This window comes from Streptomyces sp. NPDC042336, assembly GCF_055581985.1.
This window is the reverse complement of the sequence record NZ_JBVJEA010000003.1, coordinates 434,820-459,662: the sequence shown is the minus strand read 5'-3', so window position 1 is coordinate 459,662 and position 24,843 is coordinate 434,820. Positions and strand designations below refer to the sequence as shown.

The window sequence follows — 24,843 nt, the reverse complement described above, 5'->3', positions numbered from 1 at the left end:
CGCGCTCCGGCGTCCGAGCTGACGCGGCGTCGCGACAGCCGGTGGACCGGGAGCTCAGGCGCTTGTCAGACCTCGTCGTTCCCGTCCAGGGTTTCCGTGTCGCACACCTCGCCATGTCCGCAAGGCCAGTGGCGTTCCAGCAGGTACCGGGCCGGTGCCGATGTCCCGCCGCAGTCAGCGTGCGCCCTCTCCTGGTCGTTTCGGCTGTCGTACGTCTTCGCGTGCCGTTGTCATTCGGTTCCGGGCCGGACGACCACGGCCAGGGCTTCCACCCGTCCGCTGTGCTCGAAGTGAAGGGTGAAGGGCACGAGGTCTCCGGCCTCCCAGCGTGCCGTGGCCGGGACGGTCACGTCGCTGGTGAACGGGGACATGTCGAGGGTACCGCCCGCGGGAATCGGCAGGGAGTCGGTGGGCCAGCGGTAGGCGGCGCCGGTCGCGGTCATGCGGTGGCTGCTGAGGGAGATGTCCTCGGCCACCTCCGGCGAGGTCACCTCGACCAGGCGGTCCCGCGCGCCCCCTGTGTTGGTGATTCTGAAGAACGCTGCGGTTTCCGGAACTCCCTGGGACGGGAGGTAGAGCTGCGCGTCAGCGACGCCGATGCGCGCGGGGGTACCGGCGTTGCCCGTGGCGGTCCAGACCGCGAGGCCGCCCAGAGCCAGCACACAGGCGCAGACCGGGGCCAGGGCGGTCAGGGCGGTGTCCGCGAGTCGGCGGCGGGTGGGTGCCCAGGCGGGGGATGTCATCGAGAGGTCTCCCCACTCGGTGTCGGGTGGCGGGCAGGGGACACAGGTCCGGGCTCGGGCGGTTCGGGCGTCACCGTGCGGTCCGGGCCGGCGATGCGGACGGACGGCTGCCGGCCGGTGACGGCCGCCAGGCACGCAGCCGCAGGCTGTTGCCGACCACGAGGAGTGAGCTGACGGACATCGCGGCGGCGGCCAGCATCGGGTTGAGCAGGCCGACCATGGCCAGGGGCACGGTCACGACGTTGTAGCCGAAGGCCCACAGCAGGTTGACGCGGATTGCGGCCAGCGTGCTGCGGGAGAGGCGGACGGCGTCCGCGAGGGCGTCGATGTCTCCGCGGACCAGGGTGACGTCGGCGGCTCCGATCGCCACGTCGGTGCCGGTGCCCATGGCGATGCCGAGGTCGGCCCCGGCCAGGGCGGCGGCGTCGTTGACTCCGTCGCCGACGACGGCGACCCGGTAGCCCCCTTCCCGTAGTTCGCGGACGAGCCGGGCCTTGTCCTCGGGGGCGCAGCGGGCACGTACGTCGTCGATGCGCAGGGCGGTGGCGACGGCGCGGGCGGGTGCCTCACGGTCTCCGGTGGCCAGCACCGGCCGTACCCCCAGACGCCGTAGCCGGTCCACGGCCCGGTAGCTGCCCGGCCGCAATACGTCTCCGATCTCGACGAGCGCCTCGGTCACACCGTCGACGCGGACCACGACGGGCGTGTGGGCGGCCGTCTCGGCGGCGGACAGCGCCTTGTCCAAGGGGGCGGGCAGCTCGTCGTCCGGGGCCAGCACCTCCACCAGCCGGCCGTCGACGTTCCCGCGCACGCCGCGTCCCGGCAGTGCCGCGAAGCCGGTCACGTCCGGCAGCGTGCCGTCCGGTGCGGTGCGTCGGGCGTGGGCCGTGACGGCCTGGCCCAGCGGGTGCTCGGAGCCCTGCTCGACCGCGCCCGCGAGCCTGATCGCCCGTTCCTCGCCGATGCCGCCGGGGGCGGCCGTGACCCGGGCGACGCTCATGTGCCCGGAGGTCAGGGTGCCGGTCTTGTCGAGGACCACGGCGTCGATGTGCTGCAGTCCTTCCAGAGCCTGTGGGCCGCTGACCAGGACGCCCAGTTGAGCACCACGGCCGGTGGCGGCCATCAGGGCGGTCGGGGTGGCGAGGCCGAGGGCGCAGGGGCAGGCGACGACCAGGACGGCCACGGAGGCGGTGATCGCGGCCTGCGGGTCGGCGCCCGCGCCGAGCCAGAAGCCGAGGACGGTGGCGGCCAGGGTGAGTACGACCGGTACGAAGACGCCGGCGACCTTGTCGGCGAGGCGCTGTGCCCGCGCCTTGCCGGCCTGCGCCTCGGTGACCAGGTGGGTGATGCGGGCCAGCCGGGTGTCGGCGCCGACCGCGGTGGCCCGCACCGCCAGCAGGCCGCCGACGTTCACGCTGCCGCCGATCACGGCCGTGCCGGGACCGACCTCGGCCGGCTCGCTCTCCCCGGTGACCAGGGAGAGGTCGACGGCCGAACTGCCTTCGACGACGGTGCCGTCGGTGGCCACGCGTTCCCCGGGCCGTACGACGAAGATCTGGCCCGCCCGGAGGTCCTCGATCGCGATGCGGCGCTCGCCCGTGTCGTCGCGTACGGCGACCTCCTTGGCGGCCAGTTCCGCCAGTGAGCGCAGGGCCGCTCCGGTGCCGCGCCGGGCCCTCGCCTCCAGGTACCGGCCCGCCAGGACGAACAGGGGGACGCCGACGGCGGCCTCCAGGTAGATGTGGGCGACGCCGTCCGATGCCGTCGGCACCAGGCTGAAGGGCATCCGCATGCCCGGGGCGCCGGCGCCGCCGAGGAACAGGGCATAGGAGGACCAGGCGAAGGAGGCCACGACGCCCAGCGACACCAGGGTGTCCATGGTCGAGGTGGAGTGCCGCAGTGCCCGCGCCGCCCGCTGGTGGAAGGGCCAGGCGCCCCAGACCACGACGGGCGTGGCGAGTACGAAGCACAGCCACTGCCAGTTGCGGAACTGCCAGGCGGGCACCATCGACAGAACGAGCACGGGGACGGCGAGCAGGACGGTGACCCTCAGCCGGTGGCGTTCCTGCTCCGTCTCCGTATCCTCGTCGTCACCGTCCTCGGGGCGCCGCGCTTCGGGCGGTTCGGGCAGCGTTGCGGTGTATCCGGCCTGTTCGACGGCGGCGACGAGCTGTTCCGGGAGCACGTCGGGCGGATGGTGCACGCGGGCCCGTCCGGTGGCCAGGTTCACGCTCGCGGTGACGCCGTCCAGCTTGGCCAGTTTCTTCTCCACCCGCTTCACGCAGGCCGCGCAGGTCATGCCGCCGACCACGAGGTCGGTCGCCTCCACCACGGACGCCGGTTCGCCGGCCATCAGTGTCCGCTCCCGTGGTTCATGTCGCCCATGTCGTCGTCTTCCGTGTCCGTGCCGCCGCCCTCATGGTCGTCCTGGGTGATCCTGGGGCCGTGCATCCCGGGCGCGACGGGGCCGACGCTCCGGCCGACGGCGTAGGAGACGGCGAAGACCAGCACCAGCAGCACGAGGAACCCGCACAGGGCGGGAGGGGGCAGGACACGGCGCAGCAGGCCGGCCGGCGTACCGGAAGCGGGTTGCCGTGTCTGGGCCATCTGTCGACTCTCCCGATCGCGTCGCACGCCGCACGGCCTCCACTGGACCGAGCCGCACCGGTACAGGAGTCGGTGCCGCAGGCGCTCCAGTTCCTCAGGGCAAGTGTGACGCCCGTCACTGGAGAGACCCGAGAGGCTCCAGGAAGGCCGGCAGCCGTCGGCCGCTGCCCTGGAGCGGCGGCCGACGGCCGGAACGGCGCCCGGTCGTGTCGTCAGGCCACGGCGGGTTCCGCCAGGTGGCGGGTGACGGACCCGTCCGCCGCCCACTCGGCCAGGGCCGTCCGGGCGCGGGACACCCGGGAGCGCACCGTGCCGACCGGGCACCGGCTCAGCTCGGCGGCCTCGGCGTACGGCAGCCCGAGGAGCTGAGTCAGCACGAACGCCTCACGACGGTCGCCGGGCAGGGAGTCGATCAGCTCCATGAGGGCGACGCCCTCGTCGAAGCCCGGCAGTCCCGTCGGCTGGGCGCGTTCGGCCGCGGCCTGCCAGTCGTCGGTCCATGCCGTAAGGGGACGGCACGCGGCGCGGCGCAGGCTGTCGATGACGGCCCGGCGGGCGATCGACAGCAGCCAGGTGCGCGCCGAGGAACGCCCCTCGAACCGGGGCAGTGCCGTCAGGGCGCGCAGGAACGTGTCCTGGGTCAGGTCGTCCGCCGCCTGCGCGTCGTCGGCGAGGTACATCACGTAGCGGCGTACGTCGCGTTGCAGTGCCCGGACGAAACGGTCGACCGCTTCGCTGTCGCCGTCAGCGGCGGCGAGCGCCCAGGCGGTGACCGTCTCGTCGGTCGCGGTGGGCAGGGCAGGGGTCATGGTCCTGTGGTCCTTCCTTCAGTCCCGCGCGGACGGGCCGGGCACAGCACAGGTGCCGTCGGCGGTCGCACGGGCGATGGGGAGATCCGGCCGCGTGGAAGCGCGGACGGGAGACCGCCGCCGCGTGGAAGGCGGTGGCGGTGATCCGGCTGTCAGACGACAGCGGTCTCCCCAGGAGGCCCCCGGGTGGTGAGGGCGTGGGCGAGCAGGAGTTGCCGCAGGCGCCGCCTCGGCCGCGGAGCCGGCCGGAAGGAGGGCTGGGTGGAGGAGGGTGGGCAGAGCACGGCCAGTACCAGCCGCAGCGGTACGAACGCGCGGTCCGCGCAGGCGCGGAGCATCTTGAAGACCGCGGTTTCGCCCTGGGCCAGCCAGAGTCCGCACAGGACGGCGGCCAGCACGTGGGCGGCCAGCATGCCCCAGGAGGACGAGCCGGCCAGGTGCGTCATGTCGTGGCCCGTCGATGCCATGCTGTGGACGCCGTGAGAGGCCAGGTGATCCGTGGGGTGCAGCCCCGCCGCCACGGCGATGTCATAGGCCCGGGCAACCCGCTCGGGCGTGGGGGCCGCACCGCAGAGAAAGCGGTCGGCCCATTGCCGAAGGGACTGCGCGTCCCCCGGGGCCGCCGCCATGGCGGGCCGGTTGCCGGACTGCGCGAGCGTGAAGGCGATGTGCAGGCAGGTCTGGACGGCGACCGTCAGGCCGGCCACCGTACGGCGGCGACGCTCGTGGGCCCCGAAGGCCCAGCCGACGGCACCGACCACGACGGCGCCGGAGAGGAGCACCCACCAGGGCAGCCCCTCCCCCGACATCAGCACGTGGCCGAGGGCGGCGAGCACCACGCAGACGGCCGCGAACACCGCGGCCCGCAGCACACGCAGAAACCCACCGGCGGACATGGCGCCCCATCCTGGCACTCTGCGGACGAACCGCTGACACCAGGGATACCCACCCGACCGGACCGCGGCCGGGAGCGAGTCCCGCACGGCCCGGTTGCGAGGCTCCCGGCGGTCGGCCCGAGCCGCTCAGGACACCTTGTCAGTCCGGAGCCCCCACCGGGTCGGCTCGTTCCGCCTCGTGCAGTAACTGCGTCAGCGCGGCACGGGCCCGGGCGACCCGGGAGCGGACCGTACCGATCGGGCAGCCGCTGAACTCGGCCGCCTCCGCGTAGGGGAGGCCGACGAGTTGGGTGAGGACGAACGCCTCGCGGCGTTCGGCGGGCAGCGCGTCCAGCAGTTCGGCGAGGGCGATGCCGTCGTCGAAGCCGGGCAGACCGCGCTCCTGGGCACGCTCGGCGGCGGCCTGCCAGTCGTCGGTGTCGGCGAGACGCGGCCGGGCGGACGCGTGCCGGCAACTGTCGATCACCGCCCGGCGGGCGATGGACAGCAGCCAGACGCGGGCGGAGGAGCGGCCCTCGAAACGGTGCAGGCTGCCCAGGGCCCGCAGGAAGGTGTCCTGCGCCAGGTCGTCGGCGGCTTGGGGGTCGGCGCCGAGGTAGCCGACGAAGTGCCGGACGTCTCTTTGGAGGGCGCGAACGAACTTCTCGACCGCTTCCGGGTCACCACTGCGGGCGGTGAGCGCCCAGGCCGTTATCAGCTCGTCGGCCGACTTGCGTTCCTCAGGTGTTCTCGTGGGGTGCGAAGCCCTGTCGCATGCGGCAGGAGGAGCGGGACTGATCACCTGGTGTCCTTTTCGGGGTCCGGAGGGCCGGCACGCGGACATCCGGAGACCGGACCGGGCGGCTCGGGGCACACTGCGGATCCGGTGTGGGCAGGGGGTGGCAGGAGTACGCCTGTACTGCGGCGCACTCCTGGTGCCCGAAGCCGTTCGGGCGTGAGAGACCCGGAACGGTGTCGGGGAACCGGCTGTCTCAGAGGACAGCGGTTCTCACGGGCGGACCCCGAGAAGTGATCGCGTACACCAGGAGCAGCCGGCACGGACTGCGGTCCGTGCGGCTACGGCGCAGGACGATGCCTGGGCGGCGCGGAGGTGCCGGGAGGGCGAGAAGCAGTCGCAGCGGGGCGGCCAGCCATCCGGCGACGGTCCGCAGGATGCGGAAGGCCGCGCGTTCGCCGTGCGCGAGCCACAGGCCGCTCAGCAGCGCGGCCAGCAAGTGGGCGGCGAGCATGCCCGGGGAGGACATCTCGCCGCCCATGATGTGGCCGGTTCCCGTCACCGGGTCCATGGCACCCGTCGGCTCCAAGGCGGATCCGTCATGGGTCATGGAGTGCATGGCGTGACCGGTGTGAGCCATGGAGGCCGAGTGGTGTGCGGACGGCGTGCCATGAGCCGTACCGCCCCCGGACATCGACGACGTCGACAGTTCCTGCGCGTAGGAGAACCATTCGTGCAGTGCCGACTGGGTGGCCACCACGACGGAGGAGACGAGGAGGAGTCCGCGTTCCCGGCCGGCCAGGCACCACGCCGTCCCGCCGCACGCGACCACCGCGACGGCGAGGGCCCACCAGGGCACGGAGGCGTCCGACATCATGACGTGCCCCAGGGCGGCGAGCAGCACGCAGACGGCCGCGAACATCGCGGCCCGTGTCGTGCGGAGACACCACCCAGCACCCATGGCGGCTCATCCTTGCATTTCCGGCGCACCGTCTTGAGCGAGTACGAGAAGTTCCCGGACCTGCGACTCAACCCGCCCCCGGTGATTCATGTCACGTCAACCCACGGGAACCCAAGGGGAGTTGAACTCGACTGCCTCCCCAAGGAGGTGCGTCTGTGACGACGGGACGGACAGAACAGGCCGGGCGGAACGGAGCGGGTTCGGCGACCGGGGAAGGAGCGACAAGGGCTCTGACCGCGCTGCTGACGTGTGCCATGGCCTTCTCGATGATGCAGTTGTTCCTGCTCGGGGCGCTCGGCCCGCGGCTCGTGGCGGACCTCGGCGTCTCACCGACGGTGCTCGGGCTGACGACCACCGTCGGGTTCGCCACGGCGGCCGTGCTCTCACCAGTCGGCGGCCGGGTGGTGGACCGGGTGGGGCCCCGGCGCTGTCTGGTGGCCCTGCTCGCGGTGGCCGCGGTCGCGCTGGCGCTGATCGGAACGGCTCCGGGCTCCGGGTTCCTGCTGGCCGCCGTCGCGCTCGGCGGAGTGCCGCAGGCGCTGGCCAACCCCGCCACGAACAAGGCGATCCTCGCCGCCGTACCGCCTGCCCGGCGTGGCTCGGTGACCGGCATGAAGCAGTCGGGGGTGCAGTTGGGGGCGTTCGCGGCCGGGCTGCCGCTCGCGGCGCTGGCCGGTCTCACCGGGTGGCGGGGCGCTGTCTGGACCGCTTCGGGCGCCGCGGTGGTGGCCGCCGTGTGGGCGGCACGTACGCTGCCCGCCGACCCGCCCACGAAGTCCACGCCGGCCGTCTGGGTACCGCGCGGGATGACCGCGTGGCTGATGGTGTTCTCGCTGCTGCTCGGCTGCGGGATCGCCTCGGTCAACACCTACCTGTCGCTGTACGGCACCGAGCGTCTGGGGCTCGGTCCCACGGCTGCGGGCGCGCTGGTGGCCGTGCTGGGCGTGTCCGGGATCGCGGGCCGGCTGGGTTGGTCGAAGGTGGCGGGGCGGCCCGACCGGGCGGTCCGGCTGCCGGGCTCGCTCGCTGTGGGAGCGGTGGCGGCGGCCCTGCTGTTGGCGGGCTCGTCGTCCGCTCGCCCGCTGGTGTGGGTGGCGGCCCTGGCCGTCGGGGTGTTCGCCGTGGCGGCGAACGCGGTATCGATGGTCCTCGTCCTGCAGCGCGCGGAGCCGGGACGGGCGGGCCAGGACTCCGCGCTGGTCTCCGCGGGCTTCTTCGCCGGGTTCGCGGTCGGCCCACCGCTGTTCGGAGTACTGGCCGAGGCGGGCCGGTACGGAAGCGGGTGGCTTCTCGTGGCGGCCGAGTTCGCGGGGGCCGGGGTGGTGGCGTTGCTGTGGTCCGTGCGGGAACGCCGGTCGGACGTGCTGTCATGAAGGCACGCCCGGACGGGGACGCTCCCCCGTCCAAGGACCGGCGGGCGGGCTGCCTGAAACCGGGCCCGGCACCCGGCTGGGCCGCTCCGGCGCTCGGCTCCGTCCTCGCCAGGGTCGCCGTCACCCGCGCCGAAGTCGGCGACCGGTTCCCCCTCTACGCGGACCCGGGCACCGGCGCGTGGAGGACGACGGCGCGCGGCTCCTGGACCGGCGGCTTCTGGGCGGGGCTGCTGTGGCTGCGCGCCCGGCACACCGGCGATCCCTCGGACCGGGAGGCCGCACGGGCGTGCACGGCACGTCTGGCCGACTGGGCCGGGGCGGACACCTCCACCCGGGGGCTGATCCTCTGGTACGGCACCGTCTTCGCCGACGACGGGGAGCGGATCCGGTACCAGGGCGCGCGTGCCTGCCGGGACTCCTTCGATCCGGAACTGGGTCTCGTGCCGTGGGGTTCGGCGTTCGGCGGGCCGCGGCTGATGGCCCGTGTGGACGGCGTCCCCGGCATGGTGCCGTTGCTGGCCACGGTGGACGTGGAGGCCGCCCGCTCCCATCTGCGCCGACACCTCGACCTGCGCCTCGGGAGCCAACCGTCCTCCTGGTCGTGGCTGCACACCGAGACGACCGGCTGGACCGCCTGTGCCGACCCGCCACCGGGCTGGAGCCGTGGTCCGGCGTGGCTGCTGCTCGCCCTGGCCGAAGGCGCCTGTCTGCCGGACGGCGACTCGTACGCCGCACTCGCCGACACGTTGACGCCGGCCTCTCCCGTGCCGCTCGCCGACACCGCTCACCCCGGCGGCCCCCTCGACACCTCCGCCGCCGCCGTCACAGCGCTGGCTCTGCTGCGACTGGGACGCCGGGACCGGGCCGTCGGTGTCCTCGAAGTGCTGGTCGACCGGCACCTGACCGCCGACGGGCGCCTCCTGGATGGCTGTTACGACCTCCCGGCCGGAACAGCCGTCCGGCACGAGCTGATCTGGGGCGACTTCTTCCTGGCCTACGCCCTAGCGGAACTCACCGGCCAGGTGGCCGGTGGCACCGGCTAGGCCCGCTCCGGACGCAGCACACGCCGCGCCACGGAGGTGATGTGCAGTTCGTCGGGGCCGTCGAGGATGCGGGCCGCGCGCCCCGCGCGGAACAGCGCGGGGAGCACGGTGTCCGGGCCGAGTCCCGCCGCGCCGTGTACCTGTATCGCCGCGTCGGCCACCTGTTGGAGCGTGCGGGCCGCAGCGACCTTGGCCAGCCCCACTTCCACATGGGCGTCGGCGCCCGCGTCCAGCCGGGACACGGCCTCGTGGACCAACGGCCGGGTCGTCCGCAGGGCGAGCAGTGACTCGAAGACGTGGCGCTGGACGAGTTGCAGCTCACCGAGCGGACCACGGGAGCGGGAGCGGGTGACGGCACGTTCCCGCATGAGGTCGAAGGCTCGGCCGGCCTGGCCGAGCCAGCGCAGGCAGCGCAGGGTCCGGCCGAGCTGGAGCCGTTCGGCGGCGACGGCGAGGGCCTTGCCGCGTTCGCCGATCAGGTGGTCGGCGTCCACCGCGACCCCGTCGAGTGCGATCTCCGCCTGCCCGGCGGCGCCGAGCACGGGCAGCTCGCGCACCACCCGGAAGCCGGGAGACGCGGTCGGGACCAACAGCAAGGACAGGCCCTCCCGCTCCGGGGGCTGGCCGTCCGTGCGCGCGAGGACGGTGACGAGGTCGGCGGCGTCGCCTCCGCTGACGAACCACTTGTCTCCCGTCAGCCGCCAGCCGTCCTCGGTTTCGGCGGCGCGGGTGGCGGTGAGGAACGGGTCGGTGCCGGGGGCGTCCTGCTCGGTCATCGCATAACTGGCCCGCAACTCCCCCGCGACCAGCGGCGCGAGGTATCGCTCGCGTACGCGCGGGCTGCCGTGTCGCGCCAGCATGAGCGCGTCCAGCAGGGAAGCCGAGCCGAGGGCCGCCGGTCCGTGATCGCTGGCGCCCTCCGCCTCCGCGACATGGGCGTACGAGCGCAGTCCGAGCCCCTGACCGCCCAGTTCGACCGGAAGGGGCAGTGCCCACAGGCCCTGTTCCTTCGCCTCCCGGCGCAGCCGGTGCAGCGTCCGGGCCGCGTCCGGGCCACCGCTGTCCAGGACCCGTTCGCAGGGCACGACCCGGGCGCGGACGAAGTCCGCCACCCGGTCCTTCAACTCCCGTACCTCCGGCGGGCACTGCGGGTCACCGAGCGTCTCGTCCAGCACGTCTCCCCCACCTTTCAGGGAACTCCGGCTCTCGCCGGTCCGACTGTCTGTTCGTGGAACCGGTCGGGGGTGATCGCCCCCGGGTTCCCGCGCGTCAGGAAAGGAGAGGCATGGCACCACCAGCCACACCGGCCATCGCGCAGACGTCCCGGCCCCTTGACGGACTGAGTCTGGAAGCCTCGGGCCCCCCGGGACCGGCGGACGGACTCGTCGCGGAGCACCTGCGGCTGCTCGGCGCGGAGGAGACCGGGCGCTCCGGCGAACGCATGACACTCGTCGGACCGGAGGGCGGCGGCATCACCGCCCACGTGACGTGGGGCGACTTGGCCGTCGACGAGGCGACCGTGCAGGCGGTGACGGGCATCATGGCCGTGCACGGCCGCCGGGACGGGGCGCCTCGCGGGCTCGCCGCCGACTACGCCGCCACCGCAGCCGGTGTCCTGACCGTGCAGGGCCTGCTGGCTGGGCTCCTCGCCCGGGCGCGCGGCTCACAGGTGACGAGCACCGAGGTGAGCGTCGAGCGGGCCGGGCTGCTCGCCGTCTCGCAGTATCTCGCCGCGGCCGGGGCGGAGGAGGCCGAGGCCGCGGAGACCGCACCGGGCGGTCCGCCGTTCACCTCCGCCGACGGGGTCGTCTTCGAGCTGGAGACGCTCGATCCGGGCGCGTGGGCCGCTTTCTGGCGTGCCCTCGGCGCACCGGCGGACGCGGTACGGCGCGGCTGGCGGCCCTTCCAGTTCCGGTACGCCACGGCCTGCGCGCCCTTTCCGCAGGAGCTGCATACCTCGGCCGGCGGCCACGGCTGGGAGCGCGTCCGGGAAGCGGCCCGGTCCTCCGGAGCCGAGGTGTGCGCCCTGTACACGCTCACCGAACGGGCCGTCGAGTACGACGGGGCTCCGCCCTGGAAGCTGACGGCGCACGAGGCGTCGTACTCCGGATCCGGCGCACCACCACCGCGGACCGACGCTCCGCTGGACGGGCTGACCGTCCTGGAGGCCGGGCGCCGGATCCAGGCGCCGCTCACCGCGCATCTGCTGGGACTGCTCGGCGCCGAAGTGGTGCGGATCGAGCCGCCGGGCGGTGATCCGCTGCGCGGCATGCCACCGACCTGCTCGGGGGTCTCGGCCCGCTGGCTCGCGCTCAACCGGGGCAAGAAGGCCGTCGAGGTGGACATCAAGTCCGCCGGGGACCGCAAGCGGCTGCGCGCGATGGCGGCGGACGCCGATGTGTTCCTGCACAACTGGGCGCCCGGCAAGGCCGCCGCGCTCGGCCTGGACCACGAGGACCTGTCCGCCGGCAACCCCGCGCTCGTCTACGCGTACACCAGCGGATGGGCCGACCGGCTGCCCGGGGCTCCGATGGGCACCGACTTCATGGTGCAGGCCCGCACCGGAGTGGGGGAGGCGGTGCGGCCCGCCGACGAGCCGCCCGTGCCGTCCCTGATGACACTGCTCGACGTACTCGGGGGGCTCCTCGGGGCCGAGGCCGTCCTTGCGGGGCTGCTGCTGCGTCAGCGCACGGGAGCCGGTGTGCGGGTGGACTCGTCCCTGCTGGGGGCAGCCGACGTACTGACCGCGCCGGCCCGGATCCGCGCGGCCCGGGGCCTCGACACGCGCCGGCCGGCTGGATTCCGCCGGCCCGTGCCCACGGCCGACGGCTGGATCGCCCTGCCCGACCACGCGGCGCACCCGCACGACGTGCGTCACCTGTCCGCGGCACAGGCGCTGGAGCGGCTGCATGAAAGCGGCACGGCCGCCGTCCCGGTCGTCACCGACCTCGCCGACCTGCTCTCCTCCGGCCCGATCAGCCGCGACGCCCACGGCTCCCCCGCCGTTCCCGCCCCCTGGAGGTTCGCATGACCGTCGCCCTGCACGACCTGCTGCCCGCCACGCTGCGCCGTACTTGGGCCGTGGAGGGGACCTGCCCCGACCTGGATCTCTACAGCCTCTACCGCGCCCGTCAGATCGCCGACCCGCATCGTACGGCGGTCCTCGACGCCAAGGGGAAACTCTGTTATACCGCTCTGGACCGCAAGGCCCGATGTCTGGCCGCCGGGCTCTCCGGCCTGGGGATACACGCCGGTGACGTCGTCGGCGTCCAGTTGCCCAACGGCCGCGACGCCGTGGTCGCGGACCTGGCGCTCGCCGCTCTGGGTGCGGTGGCGCTGCCCTTCCCGGTCGGGCGGGGCGGGCGTGAGGCGGCCTCGCTGCTGCGCAGATCGGAGGCGGTCGCGGTGATCGCGGCAGCCGAGCACCGGGGCAACCATCATGCGGCCGACCTGCTGGCGCTGACGGGTGAGCTGCCCGCCCTGCGTACGGTCGTCGCCGCGGGGCCGGCGGGCGCCGCACCGGAGGGAGCCGTCCCGCTGTCGGCTCTGACGCGCACCGACCCGAAGACGTTCGTGCCGGCCCGCCCCGATCCCGACACCGCCGCCCGCATCCTCGTGTCCTCCGGGTCGGAGTCCGAGCCGAAGATGGTGGCCTACTCGCACAACGCCCTGGCCGGCGGCCGGGGCAACTTCCTCGGCTCCCTCATCCCGGACGGGCGCCCGCCGCGTTGCCTCTTCCTGGTGCCGCTGGCCTCCGCCTTCGGCAGCAACGGCACCCCGGTCACCCTCGCCCGGCACGGCGGAACCCTGGTCCTGCTCGACCACTTCACCCCCGAGGCCGCCCTGGAGGCACTCGCCGCACACGAACCGACCCATGTCCTGGGTGTACCGACCATGATCCGCATGATGCTCGACCGGATCGCGGAGGGCGGGCACCGGACGTTCACTCCACCGACGGCCGTGGTCGTCGGCGGCTCACCACTGGACGAGGCCACCGCGACCGAGGCCCGCCTGGCCTTCGGCTGCCCGGTCGTCAACCTCTACGGCTCCGCCGACGGCGTCAACTGCCACACCGGGCTGACGCACGGCTCCCCCGACGGCGACGGACGGCCCGGCATCGCCGCGGGACAACCCGACCCCCGGGTCGCCGACATACGGATCGCCGTCCCCGGCACCCGTGAGCTGCGGGAGGTCAGCGGGGGCACGGTCGGTGAGATCGTCGCTCGTGGCCCGATGACACCGCTGTGCTACGTCGCCGCCCCCGACCTCGACACCCGCTACCGCACCGAGGACGGCTGGGTGCGCACCGGGGACCTCGGTCTCATCGACGACGACGGCACGCTCCGGGTCGTCGGACGGCTGAAGGACGTGGTGATCCGCGGCGGTGTGAACATCAGCCCCGCCGAGGTCGAGGTCGAACTGGCCGCGCACCCGGCGGTCCGGGACGTGGTCTGCGTCGGCGTGCCCGACCCGCTGATGGGCGAGCGGCTCGCGGCCTGCGTCGTGCCCAGGGACGAGGCGGCGCCCACGCTGGAGGAACTGTGCGCCCACCTGGACACGCGAGGTCTGGAACGACGCAAACACCCTGAGCGCCTGCTGGTGCTGAGTGAGCTGCCCCTGACGCCGGCCGGCAAGCCGGACCGGGCGGTACTGCGGGAACGGTGCACGCCCGAAGCGGAGCGACAGCAGCAGCCCTTGGCTTCGGCCGGCTGACCCGCCGGACGACAAGGGCCGCTCGGAGTGTTCCCCGAGCGGCCCTTGTCGTCCGGTGCCTCGGCTCAGGAGGCGTTCATCGCCTTCTCCAGCGTCGTCGCCGCGTTCTTGTAGACGGTCAACAGATCCAGGTCCTTGTCCGGGTAGTTGACGATTCCCACCTGGCGCGCGCCCGAGTCGGGCAGCACGGTGCCGGTCGTCATGTGCACGTTGTCGAGCACCAGTCGCGGCTTCTTCTTGGACAGGTCGGACAACTGCTTGGCCGTCACGGCTTCCGGTCCGTACGTGCCGACCACCTCGGCCCCGGCCAGCTTCGCCGACCAGGCGGAGAAGACCTGGGCGACGACGGTGGGCGCTTTGCCGTCCGGCCAGGCGCTCTTGAGGTCCTTCTGCAGCTTGCCGTACTCGGTGTCGAACGAGGTGATCCACTCGGCGGCGGTGTCCTCGGTGCCGAACATCTTGCCCAGCCGGGTCACCTCGGCCTTGGCCTTGTCCGCGTCGTTGTCGAGATTGACCTCGACCAGTTCGGCGTCGCCTCCGGCGGCCTCCTTGAACTTCTCCGCGTACGGCTCGAAGGGCGCGTACAGCACGAAGTCGGCGTCCGCCACGGCCGCGAGATCGGAGGGTTTCGGGTCGTAGTCGGGGGCGTGCTGCACCGACTCCGGCACGATGACCGTGACGTCCTCGGCGCCGGCGGCCTTGGCGAACGCCCCTTCCCAACTGGTCGTGGCGACCACGACCGGGCCAGTGCCCTTCCCCGCCGCGTCCGCGTCGGACGAGGAGGACGACGTGTCGCTTTCCCCACCGCAGCCGGTGGCCGTCAGCAGGAGGGCCGCGCTGAAACTCAGTGCGAGGAGGGGAGTGATGCGGACGCGGGTGCGCGCCATGAGCTGATTCTCCGTTCGGGTACGAGATGGACGGCGAGGACGACCACGCCGGCCGTGAGGACGAGGACGGGACCGGGCGGCCAGTCGAACCGGAGTGCGACCAGGAACCCGGTCAGGTTCACGACCACGCCGATACCGACCGCCCACACGGTGATGGACAGCAGGGAGCGGCCCAGCCGCCGGGCGGCGAGGGCCGGAAGAAGCGTCAGCGCGTCGACGAGGAGAGCACCGGTGAGCTTGATGGCTCCGGCGACGGACACCGCGACCAGGACCAGCAGCACGAGGGTGAGCCGGTCGACCCGCACGCCCGAGGCCAGGGCGAGTTCACGGTCGTAGAGGAGGAGCGCGATGTCTCTACGACGCCACCAGAAAAGAGCCGGTACGACGACAGCCAGCGCGACGAGCAGCCACAGGTCGGCGGTACCGACCGACAGGATGGACCCCCAGAGCAGGGAGAAGGCGCCCGCCGCGTTGACGCCGGAGACGGCCAGCACGAGCAGGGCGGCGGCGATCGCCAGACTCATCAGCAGACCCATGGCACCTGACAGACCGTCCGGGGTACGGGCCAGCGGAGCGACTCCGGCGCCGGCGAGCGCGCAGGCCACCAGCGCACACAGCATGGGATCGAGCCCGGTCAGCAGAGCAACGGCGATCCCCAGGAGTGCGACATGCATCATCGCGAACCGCACCGGCATGATGTCGAGGCCGACGATGACGACACCGATCACCGGAAGTCCGACCGCGGCCACCAGCAGGGCGACACCAGCCCGTTGGACGGGCACGAGCTGCAGGAGCTGACCGACGTCGGCCGCGGCCAGGGCGCTCACCGGACCTCCCGCAGACGTCCCGCGGCCATCTCCAGCACCCGGTCGCAGCGCTCGGCCAGAGCCCGGTCGTGGGTGACGACCACGACGGTCACCGGCAAGGAGAGCAGGACGTCGGCCGCCTCCTCCTGACCGGAGAAGTCAAGGGCGGCGGTGGGCTCGTCGGCGAGCAGGACGCCCGCCCCGGCCGCCACACAGCCGACCGCCCGCGCCAGGTACATACGCTGAAGCTGACCACCGGACAGAGTGTGCAACGGCCGGTCGGCGAGATGCCCGACCCCGAGCTTGTCGGCCGCCTCCACCGCCTCGGCACGCGCACCGCCACTGGTCAGCAACTCGCTTGCCAGCAAGGGAAAACGGCCGGTCGCCGGCTTCTGCGGGATCCACGCGCACGCCCGTCGCCGCCACGCCCACTCGGCAGCACTCCCGGTGTCCCGGCCACCCACCAGGATCCGGCCCGCGACATGCCGGTGCAGCCCCAGAACAGCACGCAGCAACGTGGTCTTGCCCGACCCGTTGGTACCGGTCAGCGCCACTCGCTGCCCGCGCACGATGTCGAGATCGACGTCGCACACGGCCTCGACCCGGCCGTGCCGGCACACGACGCCCGACATCCGGACATCCAGCCCTTCCATGCCACCTCCCTGCCTCCTCACAGCAGTCGGACGGGAGAGGCGGTCGGTTCCCGGACAGGACGAAGGAGCTGCGACGGCAGCGGACTCGGTCTCCCGGGCGGGCCGCCGCGCGTTCGGCCCCGCGATGGCTGGGCACGGGAATCACGGCGCCATGGGCGCCGGCTGGTTCGAACGCATCCAGGACGTGTACCCCGGACACGCCGGAAGGGCCTCCGGCCGGGTCGTCCCGGCCCAAGGCCCTTCCTTGTGCCGCCTGCAGGTGAAGGGTGAGAAGACGATCACGAGCAGGACGTCATACGGCCCCCGCGGTCAGGGGTTCAGCAGCAGCACGTCGGCGCGGGCCTTGGCGGCCTCGTAGCGCTTCGCCACGTCCTGCCAGTTCACGACGGCCCACATGGCGTCGATGAAGTCGACCTTCTGGTTCTTGTACTGGAGGTAGAAGGCGTGTTCCCAGGCGTCGAAGACCAGGATCGGGGTGGAGCCCTGGCCGACGTTGCCCTGGTGGTCGTAGACCTGCTCCACGATCAGCCGCCCGCTCAGCGGCTCGTACGCCAGGACGCCCCAGCCCGAGCCCTGGGTGGTCGCGGCGGCCTTGGTGAGCTGCGCCTTGAAGCCGGCGAAGGAGCCGAAGGACTCGGCAATCGCGTCGGCGAGGTCACCGACACCGTCGGCGGCCAGGGGCTCGCCGCCGCCGTCACCGGTCATGTTGTGCCAGTAGATGGAGTGCAGGATGTGACCGGAGAGGTGGAAGGCCAGGTTCTTCTCCAGGCCGTTGATCGAGCCCCACTGCTCCTTGTCCCGCGCCTCGGCGAGCTGCTCCAGCGTGTCGTTGGCGCCCTTGACATACGCGGCGTGGTGCTTGTCGTGGTGCAGCTCGATGATCTGCGGGTTGATGACCGGTTCGAGCTCCGAGTAGTCGTAGGGAAGCTCCGGGAGCGTGTACACCGCCATGTCCAACATCCTCCGACGTTATTGCCACTGATGTGCAGTTGCACGCTAGCAGCAGTAGCGGCAATTATTGATCAGGCGATGGTCCTAGGACCGGTGTCACCGGGACCCCGACCGGCGCATGACGAACGACGGTGCGGCCGATCTCGCGTGCGGCGCCCGACCCCACCCCTCTGCCGCGAACTCCCTGGTGGCGGCGACCCGTTCGCCGCGTTCGGCACGGATGGCGGACGATCCCCAGCCGACACCTCCATCACCTGGACGCAGGACGCGGGCCCGCTCCTCCGCTCCGTCGGCCATGACGCGAATGGCGGCGGACTCGTCGCGGCCGAGGGCCTTGAGCGGGACGGACCGTGCGACATCCGGCGGGCCACCCCAGCCATCGGCGCCGACCCGGACGACTTTCGCCGCGATGGCCCATGGCAGCCGGGCGGGGGCACTGCTGCGCGCCTCGGGACCAGGGGTTGCATCGAAGGAGTCAAGGCCGCGTCCCCCAGGGGCGGCCATGTGCGCGGAGCCGGTTCGGTACACATCATCGGAGATCTTATTGCACACTACTTGCAACAACTTACTAATGGCAGAAAGGTCGGCCATGAGGTCTGCGATGGCGCCGGGCATCGAGTCGTCCTGCAGCAAGACGGGAGCGGACCCGGTCCGGGACCCGATCACACACCTCGAGGACACGCTGGACGACGCGGTCGCGGAGTGCTTCGACAAGGCGGCACGGGTCTTCGGGCTGCCGTATCCGGACGGTCCGGCCATCGAGGCGGTCACCGCCTGCGCCGAGCACGGCGTGAGCGCCGTGGTCGTGGTCGGCTGTGTCGCCGCGAACTCGCGGGTACGGTCGCCGGCCGAGGAGCACCGTCTGGCGGCGGGCGCCGAACTGCGGATGCCTCCGCTGCGGCTGTGCACCGACAACGGCGCGATGGCCGCCCCTGTCGGCGACCTTCTCGTACGGACGGGCGCCGCACCGGCACCGCTGGAGTACGCCGCACTGCATTCCGTCGTCATGGGGAAGGCGGTGGCCGCCTGATGACCACCGACATCCGTGTGCACCGGGACGCCGGGATACTCACGCACACCGAGTCACTGCATTCGGTGTACGTCGACGCCTTCTGCGCCCCGCCCTGGCACGAGGACGAGGCGCAGGCAACCGAGTTCGTCTCCCGGCTGCCGGCGAACGTGCGGCGTGCCGGGTTCACCGCCGCGACCGCCGTGCGCGACGGGGAGATCGTCGGCTTCGCCACCGCGTGGACCACTCCGTCTCCCCTCCCCACCGACCGCTGCTATCCCCAGGCGGCCGCCGGCCTCGGCAACGACCGCACCGCCGACTGGCTGTGCGGAGCCCGGGAGATCGACGAACTCGCCGTCCGGCCCACCGCCCGCGGCACCGGTCTCGCCACCCGCCTCCTCGAAGCGGTGACCGCAGACGCGCCCGAAGGGCGGGCATGGCTGCTCACCTCGGTCCGGAACGGGCGGGCCATGGCCTTCTACCGCCGCCACGGCTGGACGCAGGCCACCCACCCCTCCCCCGACGGCAAGGGCATCGTCGTCTTCCTCGGCCCGCGCCACCCCGCTCGTTCCCTCGCCCCGCTCCCCCTGTGAGCCTTCGGAGGCCCCGCCTTGCCCACCGCTGAAATCCGCCGCCATTTCCTCGAGATCGTCACCGAGCGCGCCACAACGTGGTCCTCAGCGCCCCACTGCGAACCCATGCCCCGACCTTGCTGTTCGTCAAGCACTGGCCCAGGGCGGCGAGGTCCTGGCACCGTTCCGGGCGCGTGACATGGGTCACCGCCCGGATCACGGACGTCCGCGTTCCTGACGGGCCGACTGCCCGTAGGCTGCCCGCAGCAGCTGGTTCGCCCCGTCAGCCAGACGAGGTGTCGCAAGAGGGAACCCGGTGGGAATCCGGGACTGCCCCGCAGCGGTGAGCGGGAACGACCGCCGTCATACGCACTGGGTCCGAAGTACCGGGCCCGGGAAGCGACGGCCAGTAGGTGTCCTCGAACGGTGAGGACGTGCCCGCGAGTCCGAAGACCTGCCAACTGCCCGCGCGCGAACCGTTCGTGCGCGGACATCCCGGTGACCTCGAGGGCGGGTCGGCGTACATATCAGGCGGACGGCCCTGCCTTGTCGCGCAGCGTCGGTCACGCCCGGTGTGTCTCCCCTTCGCGTTCTCGTCCCGTCTCCGGGATCTCAGGGATTCATCTCGCGAAGGAGATCTCCGTGACCACGAAGTCCGCAGCCGCGGCAGCACGGGCCACCGTGTACGGCTACCCCCGGCAGGGTCGGAACCGTGAACTGAAGAAGGCCGTCGAGGGCTACTGGAAGGGCCGCGTAACCGCCGAAGCCCTCCGCGCCACGGCCGCCGAACTGCGCCGTACGAACTGGCTGCAGTTGGCCGACGCGGGCATCGACGAGGTACCGACCGGCGACTTCTCGTACTACGACCACGTCCTGGACACCACGGTCATGGTCGGTGCGATCCCCGAGCGCCACCGCGCCGCCGTGGCCGGCGACGCGCTGGACGGCTACTTCGCCATGGCGCGCGGTACCCAGGAGGTGGCACCGCTGGAGATGACCAAGTGGTTCGACACCAACTACCACTACCTCGTCCCGGAACTGGGCCCCGACTCCGCGTTCACCGCCGACTCCGCCAAGCAGGTCGGTGAGCTGAAGGAGGCCCTCGCGCTCGGCCTGACCGCCCGGCCCGTCCTCGTCGGTCCCGTCACCTACCTTCTGCTCGCCAAACCCGCCCCGGGCATGCCGGCGGACTTCGAGCCGCTCACCCTGCTGGACCGGCTGCTGCCCGTGTACGCCGAGGTCCTGGCCGACCTGCGGGCGGCGGGCGCGGAGTGGGTCCAGCTGGACGAGCCCGCCCTCGTCCAGGACCGCACCCCGGCCGAGCTGAACGCCGCCGAGCGCGCCTACCGTGACCTCGGCGGTCTAGCCGACCGGCCGAAGCTCCTGGTCGCCTCGTACTTCGACCGGCTCGGCGAGGCGCTGCCGATGCTGGCCAAGGCCCCGGTCGACGGTCTCGCCCTGGACTTCACCGGGGCGGCGGCCGCCAACCTGGATGCGCTGGCCTCCGCCGGCGGGCTGCCCGGCAAGCGGCTGGTCGCCGGTGTGGTCAACGGCCGCAACGTCTGGGTCAACGACCTCGCCGCCTCCCTGTCCACGCTCGGCACGCTGCTGGGCCTGGCCGACCGCGTCGACGTGTCCGCCTCCTGCTCCCTGTTGCACGTCCCCCTGGACACCGCCGCCGAACGGGACATCGAACCGCAGATCCTGCGCTGGCTCGCCTTCGCCAGGCAGAAGAGCGCCGAGGTCGTCACCCTCGCCAGGGGTCTCGCCCGGGGCACCGACGCCATCGCCGCCGACCTGGCGGCGAACCGTGCGGACCTCGCCTCCCGTGCCGACTCCCCCGTCACCCATGATCCGGCCGTCCGCGCCCGCGCCTCCGCGGTCGCCGAGACCGACGGGCGCCGTTCCCCGTCCTACGCGGAGCGCGCCGCCGCCCAGCGCGCCCACCTCGGGCTGCCGCTGCTGCCGACCACGACCATCGGCTCCTTCCCGCAGACCGGCGACCTGCGCGCCGCCCGCGCCGACCTGCGCGCCGGGCGGATCGACACAGCCGACTACGAGGAGCGGATCAAGGCGGAGATCCAGGAGGTCATCTCCTTCCAGGAGAAGACCGGCATCGACGTCCTCGTACACGGCGAACCCGAACGCAACGACATGGTCCAGTACTTCGCCGAGCGACTCACCGGCTACCTGGCCACGCAGCACGGCTGGGTCCAGTCCTACGGCACCCGCTACGTCCGCCCGCCGATCCTGGCCGGCGACATCTCCCGCCCCGAGCCGATGACGGTGCGCTGGACGTCCTACGCCCAGTCGCTCACCGAGAAGCCGGTCAAGGGCATGCTCACCGGGCCGGTCACCATGCTCGCCTGGTCCTTCGTCCGCGACGACCAGCCACTCGCCGACACCGCCCATCAGGTCGCCCTCGCCCTGCGCGACGAGGTGCACGACCTGGAGGCCGCGGGCACGTCCGTCATCCAGGTGGACGAACCCGCCCTGCGTGAGACGCTGCCGCTACGCAGCGCCGACCGGGCCGGATACCTGGACTGGGCCACCGAAGCCTTCCGGCTCACCACGTCCGGCGTCCGCCCGGACACCCAGATCCACACCCACATGTGCTACGCCGAGTTCGGCGACATCGTCCAGGCCATCGACGACCTCGACGCCGACGTCATCAGCCTGGAGGCGGCCCGCTCCCGTATGCAGGTCGCCCACGAACTCGCCGCCCACGGCTACCCGCGCGAGGCCGGACCCGGCGTCTGGGACATCCACTCCCCGCGCGTCCCGAGCACCGACGAGGCCGCGGAACTCCTGCGCACCGGCCTCAAGGCCATCCCCGCCGAACGGCTCTGGGTCAACCCCGACTGCGGTTTGAAGACCCGCGCCTGGCCCGAGACCCGGGCCTCACTCGAACACCTGGTGACCGCCGCCCGCACCATCCGTGACGAGCTGTCCCGCTCCTGACCCCCGGCTCACCGGGCCGGACGCACGGCTTCCGGCCCGGTGAGCGGCACAGCCCGAAACGGATACACCTCATCGCAGGGCTGGGCGACGTACACCGCCGGCCAGCCCGCAGTCACCGCACTTCGAGCCGTTCGGCGCGCGGTAGTAGAGGCAGCAGCTTCGGCGGCGGAACGTGAGGTCGGGGCCGGTGAGCACGCCGGTGCCCGCCAGGCGTCCGGTGTCCAACAGCTCGGTCGTGAGGTCGGTGAGCGGCCCGCGTACGGCGGGACGGAGCGCGAGCAGGGCGTGGGCCGCCCCGGCGAGCGCCGACGCCGAGTTGCCGTCCAGCAGACGCGGGGCGACCTTGACGCGCAGTCCGTCGGCCAGTGCCGACAGGTGACGGGTCACCTGCTGGTACAGGGCGCGGGCGGTACCGTCGTCGAGCCGGTCAGCGTGCCAGCCGGCCGGGCGGGGCACCCGGAGGGCCGGCCCGTCGTCGGCCCGCTCCAGTCCTTCCAGGTCGGGGACGATTCCGTGCAGGACGACGCAAGCCAGGGCCGGTGACCAGAGACGGGCGGCGTGACCGAGGTGGGCGATGGAGACGCCGACGCGCGGCTCCACAGTGTGGTGGCGGCGTGCGACGGCTTCGGCAAGATCGGTGAAACCCGACGCGTAGGAACGGGCGACCGGATGCCAGCAGTCGTCCCGTCCGCCGATGTGCAGGGCGAAGAAGCCGCCGAGGCCCGCCACGTCGTGGAGGGCGGCGGCAACGGACGCGGCCGAGGCACGGGCGTCGTGCACGGTTCTGTCCTCCTTCCGGCTCTCCGTCCACACGGTCAGGAGGCCGAACGCCGTCGCGGCGGCGTGATGGCGTACAGGTCGAGGATGTCCGGCCGTGGTGCGACGCCCGGTCCGCCGGCGCGTGCCCAGGCGGCGATGTCCTCGGTCGCGTCCGGGTCGTTGACCAGTCCGAGCCAGACGGGCCGGGCGCCGGCGGCCCGGCCTTCCGCGGAGGGCTGGACGACGATGACGTTGGCGTGTTCGCAAACGTCGAGGCAGTCGGAGACGCGTACCGGTGCCGCGGCACGCAGGCGTTCGGTCTGGGCCGCGTGGTCGACACCGGTCACCTTCCGGGTGCCGCAGCAGCAGTCGCGGCACACGACGATGCGGCACGGCACGGGGCCGGTGACCGTCGCGGGCCTCTCGTCGTCAGTCGTTGGTCCGGTCGGCGTTACGGGCATGCGGTGCCGTCCCTCTCTCCGGGGAGATCCGCCCCGGGGTCTGTCGAGGAGGCGACCGCGTGAGTCTCCTGGCTCTCGGGTCAATGCTCGTCCCGGCCTTCCCACCCGCTACCGGGCAGTGGCCTGTCGGGACTTGCTCTCCGATCACAGTGGCGGGACCGCGCCGGATTCACACCGGCTTCTTCGTCCGCCGTCGCCCTGTCGCTGCTCATCCTCCCATCCCGGTACACCGTCCGGCCCGCTCCGAGTCGGCCGTCAGTCCGTCTCCTGAGCGTGCGGGGCCGTCGCGGGCGGATGGGTCGGACGGTCCCGCCCTCCGTCACGGCCGGACACCACCACGACGAGGAGCCCGACGACGACGGCCCCGACGGCGACCCGTCCCGCCGCCCGTAGCCACCAACCCGGCCGGCCCACGCCCCCGCCGGCCGGCCCCAGCCGTTCCGCCCGCCGGGCCGGTCTCAGCAGACGGATCAACAGCAGGGCCGCGACCGGCAGTTGCAGCAGCCACAGCATGGTGCGCGGCCATTCCCCGTACCAGACGTTGGTCCCGTACAACAGGGTGTGCCACACGCTCAGCACGTACACGACGATCACGAACCGGTGCAGCCGGCGCCAGGTGTTCGCTCCGATACGGTGCCGGACGTAGAACAGCAGCCCCAGCGGAATCGCCAGGTACAGGGCGCCCTGGCCGATCGGGATGGCGACCTGGCCGGTTCCGGAGTCGTACCAGCCCGGCACGAAGGTGTCCGCGAAGGCCACCCACAACCGTTGCGCCCAGTCCACCTTCGTCTCGTAGCGGACGAGTTCCGCCGCGAACATCAGCGCGTGCGCGAACATCAGGGCCATGGTCGTCAGGCTGGTGGTGCGGTGCCAGCGCTCCAGCACCTGCCGGGAGACCGGCAGCCTGGCGGGGCGTGGCCCCGACAGCACCAGGCCGAGCATGACCGTGCCCCACGCCCACAGCAGGGCCGACCAGCCGAACGCCTGGCTGAGCAGGTACATCCAGTAGGTGCCGGGATCGTCCATGAACGGCATGACCGCGACGGTGTCCGAAGCACCCGAATCCATGCGCGCCCACAGGAACGCGAACACGAGCGCCGTGACCACCACCGCCGCGGTGGCGTCGGGCAGGGCGGCCCGCAGATCGCCGCGCAGCGCGACGCGGTCACCGGGAGGCCGTTTCCCTCCGGGCAACGGGGTCATCGCCCCGTCTTCGTCCGGCCTCACGTCTGACGTCATCAGGGGCCTCCCGGGCACGGGCCACCGCAGCAGCGGTGCGCATGTGGCGTGAGGCAACAAGTCTGGCTGATGAGGGAGTGATCTCCGAAGGCGTTATCCGGCCAGAGCCGCCACGAGAACCGCGCGTGGAGGCACACCTTGTTCTGCGTCACCTCCACATTCAGGACAACCCGCCGAGGCTCCACTGTCGCAGGAAGCACGAGCGCCTCTACGCTGATCCTCGCAGTCGGTTCGCGCCTCCCGTCCACCCGGACGCCCGGTGGCGCGACGCAAGAGGGAACCCGGTGTGAGTCCGGGACTGTCCCGCAGCGGTGAGTGGGAACGAAAGCCGTCGGTGTCACTGGGCCCGCGTCAGGGCCGGGGAAGAGACGGCCGGTAGGTGTCCGCCCTTTCGGCAGACGTGCCCGCGAGTCCGAAGACCTGCCACTGCGCCCGCGTCCCGCGGGCTGTGCACGTGACCTCGTGGACTGGGTTGGCGGTATGGGCGGTCGTACGTCGTGCGTGTGGCCGCGCCTCCTTCCCTGTCGGTGTTCAACGCCCGGTACGGAGGAGGACGGTGTGCGGGACCCAGCCTGTTCGCGTCGGCCGTACCGACCCCGGGCCGGTGTGTCGTCCGGCAGACCGGAGCCGACGAGGCCCGGACCCGTCGCGGGCTTCCTCCGGGAACGGGACTCATCCGGAGGCG

General features: G+C 72.6%; 21 protein-coding genes, 1 pseudogene and 3 riboswitches. Of the genes and pseudogenes, 7 read left to right on the top strand and 15 right to left on the bottom strand.

The window, feature by feature from the left end; translation table 11 throughout:
• Positions 1-230: 230 nt before the first annotated feature.
• The 7 genes from ACZ6IM_RS10730 to ACZ6IM_RS10700 all read right to left on the bottom strand — a co-directional run bounded on the left by ACZ6IM_RS10730 (position 231) and on the right by ACZ6IM_RS10700 (position 6,731).
• Entirely contained in the window at positions 231-743 is a 513-nt protein-coding gene (locus ACZ6IM_RS10730; protein WP_125503087.1) for a copper chaperone PCu(A)C, read from the bottom strand.
• 70 nt (positions 744-813) lie between these two features.
• Positions 814-3,096, bottom strand: coding sequence for a heavy metal translocating P-type ATPase (locus tag ACZ6IM_RS10725; RefSeq protein WP_191880120.1), 2,283 nt, complete (start codon positions 3,094-3,096; stop codon positions 814-816).
• On the bottom strand, positions 3,096-3,350 hold the full coding sequence (locus ACZ6IM_RS10720; RefSeq protein ID WP_164555573.1) for a hypothetical protein: 255 nt from the start codon (positions 3,348-3,350) through the stop codon (positions 3,096-3,098). The genes ACZ6IM_RS10725 and ACZ6IM_RS10720 overlap by 1 nt, the downstream gene beginning before the upstream one ends.
• Positions 3,351-3,562: 212 nt before the next feature.
• Positions 3,563-4,159, bottom strand: a complete 597-nt coding sequence (locus ACZ6IM_RS10715) for a sigma-70 family RNA polymerase sigma factor (RefSeq protein WP_406718434.1) — start codon at positions 4,157-4,159, stop codon at positions 3,563-3,565.
• A 152-nt stretch (positions 4,160-4,311) separates the two neighbouring features.
• Complete coding sequence (locus ACZ6IM_RS10710) at positions 4,312-5,055, bottom strand: hypothetical protein (RefSeq protein ID WP_125503093.1); 744 nt, start codon at positions 5,053-5,055, stop codon at positions 4,312-4,314.
• A gap of 139 nt (positions 5,056-5,194) precedes the next feature.
• Complete coding sequence (locus ACZ6IM_RS10705; protein ID WP_191880123.1) at positions 5,195-5,836, bottom strand: sigma-70 family RNA polymerase sigma factor; 642 nt, start codon at positions 5,834-5,836, stop codon at positions 5,195-5,197.
• Between the two features lie 190 nt (positions 5,837-6,026).
• Entirely contained in the window at positions 6,027-6,731 is a 705-nt protein-coding gene (locus tag ACZ6IM_RS10700) for a hypothetical protein (RefSeq protein ID WP_125503097.1), read from the bottom strand.
• Between the two features lie 254 nt (positions 6,732-6,985).
• On the opposite strand from ACZ6IM_RS10700, the gene ACZ6IM_RS10695 reads away from it, so the two are divergent.
• Entirely contained in the window at positions 6,986-8,104 is a 1,119-nt protein-coding gene (locus ACZ6IM_RS10695) for an MFS transporter (RefSeq protein WP_125509961.1), read from the top strand.
• Positions 8,101-9,147, top strand: a complete 1,047-nt coding sequence (locus ACZ6IM_RS10690; RefSeq protein WP_125503099.1) for a sugar ABC transporter permease — start codon at positions 8,101-8,103, stop codon at positions 9,145-9,147. The genes ACZ6IM_RS10695 and ACZ6IM_RS10690 overlap by 4 nt, the downstream gene beginning before the upstream one ends.
• Here the strand turns inward: ACZ6IM_RS10690 and ACZ6IM_RS10685 are convergent.
• Positions 9,144-10,322 (bottom strand): acyl-CoA dehydrogenase family protein, encoded by a 1,179-nt coding sequence (locus ACZ6IM_RS10685; protein WP_125503101.1) that lies wholly within the window; start codon positions 10,320-10,322, stop codon positions 9,144-9,146. The genes ACZ6IM_RS10690 and ACZ6IM_RS10685 overlap by 4 nt on opposite strands.
• Positions 10,323-10,432: 110 nt before the next feature.
• Here ACZ6IM_RS10685 and ACZ6IM_RS10680 point away from each other — a divergent pair, with 110 nt between their 5' ends.
• Positions 10,433-12,178: a CoA transferase gene (locus ACZ6IM_RS10680; protein ID WP_125503103.1), complete on the top strand. Its 1,746-nt coding sequence runs from the start codon at positions 10,433-10,435 to the stop codon at positions 12,176-12,178.
• Positions 12,175-13,860 (top strand): class I adenylate-forming enzyme family protein, encoded by a 1,686-nt coding sequence (locus tag ACZ6IM_RS10675; protein WP_191880125.1) that lies wholly within the window; start codon positions 12,175-12,177, stop codon positions 13,858-13,860. Before ACZ6IM_RS10680 ends, ACZ6IM_RS10675 begins: the two co-directional genes overlap by 4 nt.
• A gap of 65 nt (positions 13,861-13,925) precedes the next feature.
• Here ACZ6IM_RS10675 and ACZ6IM_RS10670 read toward each other — a convergent pair whose 3' ends face one another.
• From ACZ6IM_RS10670 to ACZ6IM_RS10655, 4 genes are all read right to left on the bottom strand, one after another.
• Positions 13,926-14,747 (bottom strand): metal ABC transporter solute-binding protein, Zn/Mn family, encoded by an 822-nt coding sequence (locus tag ACZ6IM_RS10670; RefSeq protein ID WP_191880126.1) that lies wholly within the window; start codon positions 14,745-14,747, stop codon positions 13,926-13,928.
• A complete protein-coding gene (locus ACZ6IM_RS10665) occupies positions 14,705-15,574 on the bottom strand; it encodes a metal ABC transporter permease (RefSeq protein ID WP_191880127.1) in 870 nt (289 codons plus the stop codon). The genes ACZ6IM_RS10670 and ACZ6IM_RS10665 overlap by 43 nt, the downstream gene beginning before the upstream one ends.
• The gene (locus tag ACZ6IM_RS10660; protein ID WP_125503105.1) at positions 15,571-16,206 is read right to left on the bottom strand and encodes a metal ABC transporter ATP-binding protein; all 636 of its coding nucleotides are present in this window, start codon (positions 16,204-16,206) and stop codon (positions 15,571-15,573) included. The genes ACZ6IM_RS10665 and ACZ6IM_RS10660 overlap by 4 nt, the downstream gene beginning before the upstream one ends.
• Before the next feature lie 309 nt (positions 16,207-16,515).
• Positions 16,516-17,157 (bottom strand): superoxide dismutase, encoded by a 642-nt coding sequence (locus ACZ6IM_RS10655; RefSeq protein ID WP_019521412.1) that lies wholly within the window; start codon positions 17,155-17,157, stop codon positions 16,516-16,518.
• A 643-nt stretch (positions 17,158-17,800) separates the two neighbouring features.
• On the opposite strand from ACZ6IM_RS10655, the pseudogene ACZ6IM_RS10650 reads away from it, so the two are divergent.
• The 3 genes and pseudogenes from ACZ6IM_RS10650 to metE all read left to right on the top strand — a co-directional run.
• Positions 17,801-18,187: pseudogene (locus tag ACZ6IM_RS10650) on the top strand (tRNA (adenosine(37)-N6)-threonylcarbamoyltransferase complex transferase subunit TsaD); the annotation flags it as partial.
• A complete protein-coding gene (locus tag ACZ6IM_RS10645; RefSeq protein ID WP_019521415.1) occupies positions 18,187-18,759 on the top strand; it encodes a GNAT family N-acetyltransferase in 573 nt (190 codons plus the stop codon). The pseudogene ACZ6IM_RS10650 and the gene ACZ6IM_RS10645, both read left to right, overlap by 1 nt.
• 246 nt (positions 18,760-19,005) lie before the next feature.
• A riboswitch (cobalamin riboswitch) is annotated at positions 19,006-19,202 on the top strand.
• 178 nt (positions 19,203-19,380) lie between these two features.
• Positions 19,381-21,699, top strand: a complete 2,319-nt coding sequence (metE, locus tag ACZ6IM_RS10640; RefSeq protein ID WP_125503107.1) for a 5-methyltetrahydropteroyltriglutamate--homocysteine S-methyltransferase — start codon at positions 19,381-19,383, stop codon at positions 21,697-21,699.
• Positions 21,700-21,768: 69 nt separating this feature from the next.
• On the opposite strand, the gene ACZ6IM_RS10635 is transcribed toward metE, so the two are convergent.
• From ACZ6IM_RS10635 to ACZ6IM_RS10625, 3 genes are all read right to left on the bottom strand, one after another.
• Positions 21,769-22,479, bottom strand: a complete 711-nt coding sequence (locus ACZ6IM_RS10635; RefSeq protein ID WP_125503109.1) for a (2Fe-2S)-binding protein — start codon at positions 22,477-22,479, stop codon at positions 21,769-21,771.
• 35 nt (positions 22,480-22,514) lie between these two features.
• Complete coding sequence (locus ACZ6IM_RS10630) at positions 22,515-22,919, bottom strand: hypothetical protein (RefSeq protein WP_063823401.1); 405 nt, start codon at positions 22,917-22,919, stop codon at positions 22,515-22,517.
• Positions 22,920-22,983: 64 nt separating this feature from the next.
• Positions 22,984-23,101, bottom strand: a riboswitch (cobalamin riboswitch).
• A gap of 73 nt (positions 23,102-23,174) precedes the next feature.
• A complete protein-coding gene (locus ACZ6IM_RS10625) occupies positions 23,175-24,158 on the bottom strand; it encodes a ferric reductase-like transmembrane domain-containing protein (protein WP_125503111.1) in 984 nt (327 codons plus the stop codon).
• A gap of 213 nt (positions 24,159-24,371) precedes the next feature.
• Positions 24,372-24,596: riboswitch (cobalamin riboswitch) on the top strand.
• Positions 24,597-24,843 lie beyond the last annotated feature (247 nt).